This is a genomic window from Arthrobacter sp. Dra40, from assembly GCF_059091905.1.
In genome coordinates this window covers 89,426-101,496 of the sequence record NZ_JBNHHB010000011.1, presented here as the reverse complement: position 1 = coordinate 101,496, position 12,071 = coordinate 89,426, and the positions used below count along the sequence as shown (strand labels likewise).

At 67.0% G+C, this 12,071-nt stretch carries 14 protein-coding genes; 11 read left to right on the top strand and 3 right to left on the bottom strand.

Annotated features, from left to right (window positions below):
* The 7 genes from paaA to AC5RWT_RS08205 all read left to right on the top strand — a co-directional run.
* On the top strand, positions 1–716 hold a 716-nt coding region (gene paaA / locus AC5RWT_RS08235; protein WP_494079852.1), incomplete at its 5' end, for a 1,2-phenylacetyl-CoA epoxidase subunit PaaA.
* Between the two features lie 24 nt (positions 717–740).
* Positions 741–1,073: a 1,2-phenylacetyl-CoA epoxidase subunit PaaB gene (paaB, locus tag AC5RWT_RS08230; RefSeq protein ID WP_494043473.1), complete on the top strand. Its 333-nt coding sequence runs from the start codon at positions 741–743 to the stop codon at positions 1,071–1,073.
* Positions 1,070–1,897, top strand: a complete 828-nt coding sequence (paaC, locus tag AC5RWT_RS08225; RefSeq protein WP_494042667.1) for a 1,2-phenylacetyl-CoA epoxidase subunit PaaC — start codon at positions 1,070–1,072, stop codon at positions 1,895–1,897. Before paaB ends, paaC begins: the two co-directional genes overlap by 4 nt.
* Positions 1,898–1,948: 51 nt before the next feature.
* On the top strand, positions 1,949–2,485 hold the full coding sequence (gene paaD / locus AC5RWT_RS08220) for a 1,2-phenylacetyl-CoA epoxidase subunit PaaD (protein ID WP_494042666.1): 537 nt from the start codon (positions 1,949–1,951) through the stop codon (positions 2,483–2,485).
* A complete protein-coding gene (paaE, locus tag AC5RWT_RS08215; RefSeq protein ID WP_494079851.1) occupies positions 2,486–3,640 on the top strand; it encodes a 1,2-phenylacetyl-CoA epoxidase subunit PaaE in 1,155 nt (384 codons plus the stop codon). It abuts the gene before it with no gap.
* A gap of 143 nt (positions 3,641–3,783) precedes the next feature.
* Complete coding sequence (locus AC5RWT_RS08210; protein ID WP_494043472.1) at positions 3,784–4,551, top strand: enoyl-CoA hydratase/isomerase family protein; 768 nt, start codon at positions 3,784–3,786, stop codon at positions 4,549–4,551.
* A 46-nt stretch (positions 4,552–4,597) separates the two neighbouring features.
* Positions 4,598–5,599: a 2-hydroxyacid dehydrogenase gene (locus tag AC5RWT_RS08205; protein WP_494079850.1), complete on the top strand. Its 1,002-nt coding sequence runs from the start codon at positions 4,598–4,600 to the stop codon at positions 5,597–5,599.
* A gap of 18 nt (positions 5,600–5,617) precedes the next feature.
* Here the strand turns inward: AC5RWT_RS08205 and AC5RWT_RS08200 are convergent, their stop codons facing one another.
* Positions 5,618–6,004 (bottom strand): hypothetical protein, encoded by a 387-nt coding sequence (locus AC5RWT_RS08200; RefSeq protein ID WP_494079849.1) that lies wholly within the window; start codon positions 6,002–6,004, stop codon positions 5,618–5,620.
* A gap of 69 nt (positions 6,005–6,073) precedes the next feature.
* Positions 6,074–6,625, bottom strand: coding sequence for a hypothetical protein (locus tag AC5RWT_RS08195; RefSeq protein WP_494079848.1), 552 nt, complete (start codon positions 6,623–6,625; stop codon positions 6,074–6,076).
* A 274-nt stretch (positions 6,626–6,899) separates the two neighbouring features.
* Between AC5RWT_RS08195 and AC5RWT_RS08190 the strand changes: the two genes are divergently transcribed.
* Positions 6,900–7,532 (top strand): dihydrofolate reductase family protein, encoded by a 633-nt coding sequence (locus AC5RWT_RS08190; protein ID WP_494079847.1) that lies wholly within the window; start codon positions 6,900–6,902, stop codon positions 7,530–7,532.
* Between the two features lie 81 nt (positions 7,533–7,613).
* On the opposite strand, the gene AC5RWT_RS08185 is transcribed toward AC5RWT_RS08190, so the two are convergent.
* On the bottom strand, positions 7,614–8,075 hold the full coding sequence (locus AC5RWT_RS08185; RefSeq protein ID WP_494042661.1) for an Lrp/AsnC family transcriptional regulator: 462 nt from the start codon (positions 8,073–8,075) through the stop codon (positions 7,614–7,616).
* 229 nt (positions 8,076–8,304) lie between these two features.
* Between AC5RWT_RS08185 and pdhA the strand changes: the two genes are divergently transcribed.
* Genes pdhA through AC5RWT_RS08170 form a run of 3 tightly spaced genes read left to right on the top strand, consistent with a single transcriptional unit; the run spans position 8,305 to position 12,068 of the window.
* Positions 8,305–9,465: a pyruvate dehydrogenase (acetyl-transferring) E1 component subunit alpha gene (gene pdhA / locus AC5RWT_RS08180; protein WP_494079846.1), complete on the top strand. Its 1,161-nt coding sequence runs from the start codon at positions 8,305–8,307 to the stop codon at positions 9,463–9,465.
* A 24-nt stretch (positions 9,466–9,489) separates the two neighbouring features.
* Complete coding sequence (locus AC5RWT_RS08175) at positions 9,490–10,539, top strand: alpha-ketoacid dehydrogenase subunit beta (RefSeq protein WP_241914596.1); 1,050 nt, start codon at positions 9,490–9,492, stop codon at positions 10,537–10,539.
* A gap of 2 nt (positions 10,540–10,541) precedes the next feature.
* Positions 10,542–12,068: a dihydrolipoamide acetyltransferase family protein gene (locus AC5RWT_RS08170; RefSeq protein WP_494079845.1), complete on the top strand. Its 1,527-nt coding sequence runs from the start codon at positions 10,542–10,544 to the stop codon at positions 12,066–12,068.
* Positions 12,069–12,071: the final 3 nt, after the last annotated feature.

Here is a 12,071-nt window from a genome sequence, read left to right as displayed (position 1 = left end):
CCGGCCACGGGCTCTACCTCTACTCCGCCACGGAGACGCTGGGCACCCCGCGCCACGTGCTCAACGAGCAGCTGATGTCGGGCAAGGCCAAGTACTCCTCCATCTTCAACTACCCGGCGAACAGCTGGGCTGACATGGGTGCCATCGGTTGGCTGGTCGACGGCGCCGCTATCGCCAACCAGGTGCCGCTCTGCCGCGCTTCCTACGGCCCGTACGGCCGCGCGATGGTCCGCATCTGCAAGGAAGAGTCCTTCCACCAGCGGCAGGGTTTCGAGATCCTGCTGGAACTGGCTAACGGCACTCCGGCGCAGAAGCAGATGGCCCAGGATGCGGTCAACCGCTTCTACGCTCCGGCGCTGATGATGTTCGGCCCCACCGACACCGATTCGCCGAACTCGCAGCAGTCGATGGCCTGGAACATCAAGCGCTTCTCCAACGACGAGCTGCGCTCGCGGTTTGTCGGCATGATCCAGGAACAGGTAAAGGTCCTGGGCCTGACCCTGCCGGACGACGAGATCCGCTACAACGAGGAAACCGGCCTGTGGGAACACGGCGAACTCAACTGGGACGAATTCTACGAAGTCCTCGCCGGCCGCGGCCCCTGCAACGCGCAGCGGATGGAACGCCGCCGCGAGGCACATGAGAACGGCGCCTGGGTGCGCGAAGCAGCAGCGGCCTACGCGGCCAAGAAGGCACAGAAAGCACAGGTGGCCTAGATGGCAACAGGAGACCAGACCTCGATGGCCCAGCCGGTCAAACCGGCGCCCGAGGAGAATCCGGCTTTGTCGGACAAGCAGCCTTGGCCGCTGTGGGAAGTTTTCGTCCGCTCTTCCCGCGGGCTCTCCCACGTGCACGCGGGTTCGCTGCACGCCCCGGACGCCGAGATGGCCGTTCGCAACGCCCGGGACCTGTACACCCGGCGCAACGAAGGCGTTTCGCTCTGGGTGGTGCCGGCGTCGGCCATTGTGGCCAGCGATCCGGACGCGAAGGGCGAATTCTTTGAGTCGCCCAAGGGCAAGGACTACCGCCACGCCACGTACTACACCAAGAGCGAAGGGGTGAAGCACCTGTGAGCGGCGAAAGCGCTACCCGGATCACGCCGGGCAATGCCCTGCGGCCGGAAGACATTGCCCAGCAGGTGACCGAAGGCAACAAGGCCAGCGAGGACGTCGCCGAATACGCTCTGCGCCTGGGCGATGACGCCCTGATCCTGGCGCAGCGCCTGGGCTGGTGGATCTCGCGCGCACCGGAGCTGGAAGAAGACGTCGCGCTGGGCAACATTGCCCTGGACCAGATCGGCCACGCCCGGTCCTTCCTGACCTACGCAGGCTCCGCCTGGGGCAAGTCTGAAGACGATCTGGCCTACTGGCGAGGCGAGAGCGAGTTCCGCTCCAGCTACCTGGTGGAACAGCCCAACGGCGACTTTGGCAGGACCATCGCCCGCCAGTTGGTCATCGCCGCCTACCAGCACGAACTGTACTCACGGCTGGTCGATTCGCAGGACGAAACCCTGGCGGCCATCGCGGCCAAGGCGGTCAAGGAAGTGGATTACCACCGCGACCACGCCGAGCAGTGGACCCTGCGCCTGGGCGACGGCACCGAAGAGTCGCACCGCCGGATCGCCGCCGGATTCATGTCCGTCTGGCCGTACGTGCAGCAGCTGTTCGAGGACGACGACCTGATCGACCGCCTGGGCGGCATCGCCGTGCGGCCCTCGGAACTGCGCGAAAGCTTCGATGCCTACATCGCCGCAGTCTTCGCGGAGGCCACCCTGGAGGTCCCGGACGTCCAGCCCGCGATGACGGACAAGACCCGCGTCAAGCACAGCGAGCACCTGGGCTACCTGCTGGCCGAGATGCAGGTGCTGGCCCGCGAACATCCCGGCGCCACCTGGTAACGCCGGGCCGGTCCTTTCGGAACGGTACTTTTCGGAACAACGGAGCGATTCATGTCCACTAACACCGCGCAGCGGCCCGCCGAAACCGAGGCGGCCCGCGCCTGGGATGTCGCGGCCACCGTCTGCGACCCGGAGATCCCGGTGCTGACCATCGAGGACCTCGGAATCCTGCGGTCCGTGTCAGTGCTGGATGAAACCGACGACGGCGGCCGGCCGGCCGTCGAGGTGACCATCACCCCGACCTATTCCGGCTGCCCCGCAATGGATGCCATCAGCGAAGACGTCGTCAGCGCACTGGCAACCCAGGGCTACGCCGACGTCCGCGTGAAGCTGGTGCTGGCCCCGGCCTGGACCACGGACTGGATGACGGCCGAGGGCAAAGCGAAGCTGAACGAATACGGCATCGCGCCGCCGTCGGGCACCGCGCCGATCCGTACCGGCCCGGTCAAGTTGGGGCTGAGCGTCAAGTGCCCGCTCTGCAATTCGCTCAACACCCGCGAGCTTTCCCGCTACGGCTCCACGTCCTGCAAGGCGCTGTACCAGTGCAATGACTGCCACGAACCCTTCGACTACTTCAAGGTGCTCTAGATGACTACTTCCACCACGGAGGCCCCGGCGGCCAAGCGCCGCGGCACGTTCCACCCGCTGTCCGTCGCCGAGGTCCGCAAGCTCACCGACGAGGCCGTGGAGGTCACGTTCGCCGTGCCGGAGGAGCTGCAGGGCCAGTTCGACTACGTGCCCGGGCAGTACGTGGCGCTGCGGACCACGCTGCAGGATCAGGAAATCCGCCGCAGCTACTCCATCTGCGCGGAACCGAAGCCGGGCGAGATCCGCGTGGCCATCAAACGCGACATTGGCGGCCTGTTCTCAAATTGGGCCAACGATAACCTGAAGGCCGGGGACGTGCTGGACGTGATGAGCCCCGCAGGCGCGTTCATTTCCAAGCACCAGATGACGGAAATCAACCATCCGGAACAGATCAACACCGACGTCGAGGCCACCTTCGTGGCGTTCGCCGCCGGCTCCGGGATCACCCCGGTGATCTCGATTGCGCGGACAGTGCTGGCCGCCAACGCCAACGTCCGGTTCGACCTGGTGTACGCGAACAAGGCAGCCATGGACGTGATGTTCGTGGAGGAACTGGCGGATCTGAAGGACAAGTACCCCACCCGGTTCGCGCTGCACCATGTGCTCTCCCGCGAACAGCGCATCTCGCCGCTGCTCTCCGGCCGCATCGACGCGGAAAAGCTCACCAGCCTGTTCGACAACGTGCTGCGCACCGACGACGTGGACGAATGGTTCCTCTGCGGCCCGTACGAACTGGTGCAGCTGTGCCGTGACACCTTGGCCGAGCGCGGCGTACCGGCGGACAAGATCCGCTACGAGCTGTTCTCCACGGGCGAGCCGACCAAGCCTCAGGGCAACATCGGCCGCCCGGTGCAGGTAGACCCCGGCGCGGACAACTACGACATTACCTTCACCCTCGACGGACTGACCGGCAAGGTCGCCTCGCCCAAGCACGCCCGCGAGTCGGTGCTCAACGCGGCGCTGCGGGTCCGCCCGGACGTCCCCTTCGCTTGCGCCGGCGGCGTCTGCGGAACCTGCCGCGCCAAGGTGGTCTCCGGGACGTTCACCATGGAGGAGAACTACGCGCTGGAGCCGGACGAGATCGAGCGCGGTTACGTACTCACCTGCCAGACCCACCCGACCAGCGAAGAGATCACCGTCGACTACGACGCCTAGCAACGATTTCACCCGGTAGTCGACCAAGCTGACAATACCGGTGGTTCGACCCAGCGAGCTGACGATACCGTTGGTCGACCAAGCGAGCGCCAGCGAGCGCGTGGAGACCACGCGAGCGGACCCGAGAGGAACCACGCATGAGCATGATCGAACTGTCCATCGAGGACAACGTCGCCGAAGTGGTGCTTAATGCGCCCGGCAAGATGAACGCCCTGGATGAGCAGGCGGTGATGGATCTGGGCAAGGCCTACGACGACGCCGCTGCCGCCGGCGTCCGCGCGCTGCTGCTCCGCGGCGAGGGCCGCGGGTTCTGCGCGGGCCGCGACATCTCCCAGGTGAATCCGGCCACTGACGATGCCTACGGCTACCTATCCGGTGTCGTCACCCCGGTGCTGCGGAAAATGGCGGAATTCCCCGCCCCCACGTTCGCCGCGGCGCAAGGTGCCGCCCTCGGCGTCGGGCTTGGCCTGCTGATCGCCACGGACGTGGTGTACGTTGCCGATTCGGCGAAGATCGGTTCCCCGTTCGCCAACCTGGGGGCCACCCTGGACTCCGGCGGGCACTGGCTGTTCACCGAGCGGCTCGGCGCGCACCGCACCCTGGACCTGATCTACACCGCCGAGCTGATGAGCGGAGAGGAAGCGGTGCGGGCCGGGCTGTTCAGCCGCGCCATGCCGTCGGACGAACTGCTGGAAACCACCCGCGGCATCGTCGGCAAGGTCGCCCACGGCGCCACCGGCGCGTTCCGTGCGTCCAAGGACCTGGTGGCCAACATCCGCGACCAGCGGCTCGGCCTTTGGCTGGCCACCGAAGAGGAGAACGCCGCTCAGGGCCGGCTCTGCAAGAGCGACGACTACGCTGAGGGTTTCAAGGCCTTCCAAGAGAAGCGCAAGCCGGTCTTCAAGGGCTGAGGGGCCAGCTCCTGCCAGACCTCGCTGGCTCTGGCAGGATGGCTCCATGAGCGCCAAACCGACCGACGCAAACGCGGCTGACTGGACCGTTGCCATCCCGGACCCGGATTTGCTATCTGCGTTGGGACCGCTTCCGGCCGGAATAAAGGCCGTCTCTTGGGACTTCGACGGCGAACCGGACGGGGCGCGATTAGACGAATTCGACGCCGTGGTCCTGCCGTATCCGGACACTGCCGGCGCCCTTCCGCAACTGGCGAAGCTGCAAAACCTGAAGCTGGTGCAGACCCAGACCACCGGCGTCGACGGAATCGCCGCAGTGGTGGGTCCGGACGTCGCGATCGCCAGCGCCGCCGGGGTGCATGCCGCCTCGACCGCCGAACTCGCCGTCGGTTTGATGCTCGCCTCGCTGCGCGGAATCGACATTGCCGCCCGGGACCAGCCCGAGGCACGGTGGCGCCATGAGCGCCGGCTCTCCCTGGCCGACCGGAAGGTCCTGCTGGTGGGCGTGGGTGGCATCGGCCGGGAAATCGCCCGCCGCCTGAAGCCTTTCGAGGTGCAGCTGACCCGGGTCGGAACCCACGCCCGCGACGACGGCGAGGGCCACGTCCACGGCACCGCGGAACTGGAGCAGCTTGCCGCGTTCCACGAAGTGCTGGTCGTCATCACACCGCTGACCGACTCCACCCACGGGTTGATTGATGCCGCGGTACTGGCGGCCCTCCCGGACGGTGCGCTGGTGGTCAACGTTGCGCGCGGGGCTGTGGTCGACACGGCGGCCTTGACCGCCGAAGTCGTCTCCGGCCGGCTGAGCTGCGCCCTGGATGTCACCGATCCCGAACCGCTGCCACCGGACCACCCGTTGTGGCGGGCCGGCAACGCGCTGATCACCCCGCACTTGGGCGGCGATACCACGGCGTTCGAACCGCGGATCGTCCGGCTCCTCCAGGAGCAATTGGCGGCCGTCGCCGCCGGTGAGGCTCCGCAGAACCTGGTGCAGCCGGGCCGCTTCCGGCGAGACTCAACCGGCATGGATCAGGGCGACGGATAAGCGGTGCGGTGGCCCGTCTTACCCGGCGGTCGCCGCGAAGGCGTCGGGACGCTCGGCCAGCTTGGCGCTGAACGCCGGGTCGATCTGGTCGCTACCGTGTTCCCCGTAGTAGAGGTCATTGGCTCGTTCTTCCAAAACCTCCTGCTGCGCCAGCGTCTTGGCCTGGGCCGCCTCGGCGGCGGTCGATTCGATCCCGTCCGCCAATACATCAAGCCCGAACCAGCGGTAGCCGGCCACCGCCGCGGCCAGCTCTTCGGGCTCCAGACCTTCCACGGCATGGAGCAAGCCGCCGTTCTGCGCCATGCCGTCGAGCAGCAGCAGATCCCGCAGTGCTCGGTCGCCCTCGGCCAGCGGACCGTCGTAGTCGTAGTCCACCGCGCGGTTCCAGACGTCGTCAGCGTTCATGGTGCTCCTTCTGTCGTTGTTATTCTTGCTTAGTACCCCGAGCGACGGTGGGAGTACTGAGCTCGCAATTCAGCCGTCGCTGCGTGGATCTCGGTTGGCGAAGTGCTCGACAGACTGGGTATACAACGCTCCAGATGGTACGCCGGTGTCAAGAGGCAGTACCCCCGTAGCGGCCCACAGCAGCTCCCGGAGCAGCTGACCCGATCCGTACACCCGGTAGTTACCTACGCGGTCCGGGTCGCCGGCCTCGTGCTCCAGCAGCACTGTAACCCGCTGGAGAGTGCCGTGTTCCTCATTCAGCCGGCTGTAGAACTCCAAACCGGGTTTAACCGGATAGGTGTCAGGCTCGTCCTCATCGGGTGCGAACATCTCCAGTTCCAAGGGAGAAGAAATGCTGCGGATGATGGACTCATCCGTGATCGTGTACAGGGCAGCGACGAGACCCTCATTGACGTGCTCGTCGTTGGCATAGTCCTGATCAGTGATGCCCTCCACCGGCAACGGTTCGGCCGCGTATCGGCAGCGGAGGAATTCCGCGACATCCCACAGCAGCGGGCACGGAGCGATTCCGGCTTGTAAGCGTGCTGCGGCGACCAGCCGCGGGCCAACGCCAGTTGACACATCATGCCTTTCTCTCACATGCCACGAAGCCGTGCTGTTCGAAACCGGATCCGAGACGCGGGGCCGAAGGCCCCGCTGACGTGCTCGTTGTGTTTTCGAAGATTACCGGCCTTCGCCGCGGGCATGGCCAAACACGCCCCGGCTTCACAAAAACATGGAGGTCCGTTGCGAGGGCGGCCGCGCAGCGCCGGGGGCTGGACAACCGTGCGGCGGCGCGAGCAGGATGGGAACGGCGCGTCGGGGCAGCCGCCCAGCGCCGGAGGAGGGATGACCGATGGGCATCATCGTGGCCAACATGTTCCTCACCCTCGACGGCGTGTACCAGGCGCCGGGCGCGGTCGACGAGGACCAGGAGGACGGTTTCGGCTATGGCGGCTGGCAAGCGCCGTTCTTCGATCAAGAATCCGGGGAAGCGATGGGCGCCGTCATCGACCGCATCGACGCGCTGCTGCTCGGGCGGAAGACATACGACATCTTCGCGGGCTACTGGCCGAAGGCGGGCGAGGACTCTCCGATCGCGGTGAAATTCAACGCGGTGCCGAAGTACGTCGTGTCCACCACGCTTACCGAGCCGTCCTGGGCGGGCACCACCGCCTTGCCCAACGCCATGGCCGCCGCGCACCTGCGCGAACGGCATGATGAGGTGCACTTGTTCGGCAGCGGCGACTTACTGCAGTCGCTGTTCACCGAGGACGTGGTGGACCGTCTCAACCTCTGGTTGTATCCGGTCACGGTGGGCAGCGGGAAGCGGCTTTTTGGCTCCGGCACTATTCCGGCGTCGTTCCGCTTGGTCGGCCCGGCCCGCACCTTCGAGAAAGGGGCGGTGGGGCTGGTCTACGAGCGTGCGGGCGAGGTCCAGACGGGCAACATTGAAGAGGTCGAGGCGCGCAGGAGCCAGGGCAACTGACAGCCAGGCAACTGACAGCCAGGCGACTGACAGCCAGGCGGCTGACAGCCAGCGGGGCGGCTGACCAGATCGCTGGCCGGCTCAGCGGGTATCCAGGTCCTCGAAAACCAGGAACGTCTGGGTGTCCAAAATGCCGGGCATGGACTGGATCTGGTCGAAGATGACCCGGCGCAGGTCCACATTGTCCACCGCGCGGACCAGCAGGATGACGTCAAAGTTCCCGCCGACCAGGGCGATGTGGTGCACCTCGGGGATGGACCGCAGGGCCTCGCGCAACTCGCGCCAGGAGTGCTGCCGCAGCTTCAACGTCACGTAGGCGGAGGCCTTCAGGCCGGCCTTGATCGGGTCCACCAGGGCGGTGAACTTGGTCAGCACGCCGGCCTCGGTCAGGCGCGAGATCCGCGAGTAGGCGTGGGCGCGGGAGATGTGCACATTCTCGGCCACCGCGGTCACGGACAGCCGGCCATCCCGGGTCAACTCCGCCAAGATCCGACGGTCAATATCGTCCAACTGGGGGACTTTCACCGCGGCGCTCTCTGCCATACGTCTACACCTCGTGGGGTTATCCAGCTCACACTGACAATTTGTCTCCAAGGCTACGGCGGATCAGGCAAATTTTCCACGTTTTGCCGCAGAAGTGGATACGAAAAGTAGCCGAATCCCATACTAAAGCTACACAGTTTCTTCAGGCAGCGGCCCCCGCAGTATGGCCGGGTGGCCCGGCAAGGTCGGCAACACCGCCGCGGCCGACCAAGGATTCGAGGGAGACACCATGACTATCTCAACCGGTAACCCGATCGAGGGATCGATGGCCGATCCGTCCCGCCGCGCCGGCATGGACGATCCGGTCACCGCCGAGGCCTACATGCTGCCCTCCGGCCAGCCCGTGCAGCTGGTGGATCCGGATGGCTTGCACGTGCACAACGACAAGTACCCGCTGCCCGACGGCGAGGCCCTGCTGAAGGCGTACCGCGAGCTGGTGGTGGGCCGCCGCGTCAACGACCAGGCCAATGCCCTGGTCCGCCAGGGCCGGCTGGCCGTCTACCCGTCCTCGCACGGGCAGGAAGCCTGCCAGGTGGCCTCCGCGCTCTGCATCGGCGCGGACGACTGGCTGTTTCCGACCTACCGCGACACCGTGGCCGTGATCGCCAAGGGCGTTGACCCGGTGCAGAGCCTGACCCTGCTGCAGGGTGACTGGCACGGCGGCTACGACCCGTACGAGCACAAAGTCTCCATCCAGGCCACGCCGCTGGCCACCCAGCTGCTGCACGCCGCGGGCGTGGCCCACGCGGCCAAGCTCAAAGGCGAGGACACCGTCGTCGTCGCTCTCTGCGGTGACGGGGCCACCAGCGAAGGCGACTTTCACGAGGCGCTGAACTTTGCCGCAGTGTTCCACCTTCCGGTGGTGTTCTTTGTGCAGAACAACCAGTACGCCATCTCCGTCCCGCTGAACAAGCAGACCGTGGCGCCGTCGCTGGCGCACAAGGCCATCGGTTACGGCATGCCGGGCGAGCGCGTGGACGGCAACGACACCGCCGCGCTGCTGGCCGTGCTGGGCAAGGCGGTGGACCGCGCCCGGGAAGGCGGCGGGCCGGCCCTGGTGGAGGCGCACACGTACCGGATGCAGTCGCATACCAACGCCGACGACGCCACCCGCTACCGCACCGACGACGAAGTGGCCGAGTGGGCGCCCAAGGACCCGCTGGTGCGCCTGCGGGCTTACCTGAAGGAGCTGAACGTCCTGACCGAGGAGCTGGAAGAGGAGATCGCTGGCCGGGCCGAAAAGGTGGCCGCCCAGATGCGCGACGGGCTCAACGCCGAGACCGAAGTGGACCCGGAGGACCTGTTCCGTTTCGTCTTCACCGAAAAGACCAGCCAGCTGCGCGAGCAGGCCGCCATGCTGCGCGATGAACTCTCGCGCGAGTCGGCCTGACCGCCGCCCACCGAAGGACACACCATGAGCACAACAATGACGTTCGCCAAGGCGCTGAACACGGCACTGGCCGATGAAATGGAAGCCGACCGCTCCGTCGTCGTCTTCGGTGAAGATGTGGGCCCGCTGGGCGGGGTTTTCCGCATTACCGACGGGCTGACTCAACGATTCGGCGAGGAACGCTGCTTCGACACCCCGCTGGCCGAATCCGGCATCATGGGCATGGCCATCGGCATGGCGATGAACGGACTGCGCCCGGTGGTGGAGATGCAGTTCGACGCCTTCGCCTACCCCGCGTTCGAGCAGGTGGTCTCGCACGTGGCCAAGATGCCGAACCGCACCCGCGGCAAGGTCAAGCTGCCGATGGTCATCCGGATTCCCTACGCCGGTGGGATCGGCGGCGTGGAGCACCACTGCGACTCCTCGGAGTCGTACTACGCGCACACCCCCGGGCTGACCGTGGTGGCGCCGGCCACCGTGGAGGACGCCTACACCATGCTCCGCGAAGCCATCCGCTTCCCGGACCCGGTGGTGTTCCTGGAGCCGAAGAAGCTCTACTTCTCCAAAGAGCAGTTGGACCTCGAGGCCCTGCAGTCGCGCTGGGGGACCCCGGCGCTGGACCGGACCGACGGACCCGAGCCGACGGCTGCGCCCGCCGACTCCAGCATTGGCCGAGCAGTCATCGCCCGCGAGGGAACCGACGCCACGCTGATCACCTACGGACCGTCCGTGCCCACCGTGATGAAGGCAGCGGCGGCCGCCGCAGAGGAAGGCCGCTCGCTGGAGGTTATCGACATCCGGTCCATCGTTCCGTTCGACGACGAGACCGTGATGGCCTCCGTGCGCAAGACCGGCCGCGCCGTCGTCGTCGCCGAAGCCCCCGGCTTCGCCTCGGTCGCGTCGGAAATCGTGGCTCGGGTGCAGGAACGCTGTTTCCACTCGCTCGCCGCCCCGGTCCTGCGCGTGACGGGTTTCGACATTCCGTACCCGGCGCCGAAGCTGGAGCACTTCTACCTGCCCAGCGTGGACCGCATCCTGGACGCCGTGGACGAACTGCAGTGGGAGGACGCGTAGCCATGACCCGACAAGTATTCAAGCTGCCAGATCTCGGCGAAGGCCTGACCGAGGCCGAGCTGGTCAACTGGCTGGTCAAGGTGGGCGACGAGATCCGCGTGGACCAGCCGGTGGCCGAAGTGGAGACCGCCAAGTCCATGGTGGAGGTGCCCAGCCCCTACGCCGGGACGGTCGCGGTGCTGCACGGAGCCGCCGGGGACACCATGGATGTGGGCAAGCCCCTCATCTCCGTGGATGCGCCGGGCTACGTGCACGACGGCGGTGCATCGGGTCCCGCTGGAGCCGCGCCGCAGGCGGGGGAGACTCCGGCCCACCCCGACGGCGAGGCCTACCGCAACGAGGAACGCGCCGGCATCAAGGAGCCGGCCCATCGAGAAGCGGCAGAATCCGGCTCCGGCAACGTGCTGATCGGCTACGGAACCCCCGGCGGGTCGGCCGGCTCCAAGCGCACCCGCAAGCCCAAGACCGGCCGCGTTGCGGTGGCCAGCGCCCCGGTGGTCGACCAAGCGAGCGCCCCGGTGGTCGACCAGGCGAGCGCCAGCGAGCGCGTGGTGACCCGCGAGGAGATCCGCGGCACAGCCCCGCTGGTCATCTCGCCGCTGGTCCGCAAACTGGCCCGCGACGCCGGCCTTCGCCTGACCGACATTTCCGGCACCGGGCCTGAAGGCATGATTCTGCGCAAGGACGTCGAGGCCGCGCTCACCGAAGCCCCGGTGGTCGACCGGTCTTCACTCGGCACCGACCGTGCCGCGGTGGCCGACCGGTCTCTACTCGTCGCTGGCGCGCCTCCATCGACCACCGCCGGCACAGCCCTGGGCACCGATGCACGCACCGGCCTCGGCATCTCGGCCCGCACGCCGATGAAGGGCGTCCGCAAGACCGTGGCGCAGGCGATGTCGCGCAGCCGCACGGAAATCCCCGAAGCCACCGTCTGGGTGGACGTGGATGCCACCGCGCTGCTGCAAATGCGTGCAGACCTGAAGCGCCGCGACCCGGAGAACACCCCGGGGCTGCTGGCCTTCATCGCGCGGTTCGTGCTGGCCGGCCTGGCCAAGTACCCGGAGCTGAACACCCGGCTGGAAGGCGAAGAGATCGTCGGCTTCGACGGAGTCAACCTGGGCTTCGCGGCCCAGACCGACCGCGGTCTGATGGTGCCGAGCGTCCGCAACGCGCACCAGCTCAGCGCCCGCCAGCTCGACGCCGAGATCAGGCGGCTCACCGCCGTCGCGCGTGATGGCAAGGCCACACCCGCCGAGCTGACCAGCGGTACCTTTACGCTGAACAACTACGGGGTCTTCGGTGTGGACGGCAGCGCCGCCATCATCAATTACCCCGAGGTGGCTATCCTCGGCGTCGGCCGGATCATCGACAAGCCGTGGGTCGTCAATGGCGAGCTCGCCGTCCGGAAGGTCACCGAACTGGTGCTGGCCTTCGACCACCGCGTGTGCGACGGCGGCACGGCCGGCGGCTTCCTGCGCTACGTTGCGGACGCCATCGAAAACCCCGGCAGCGTGCTCGCCGATCTCTGACGG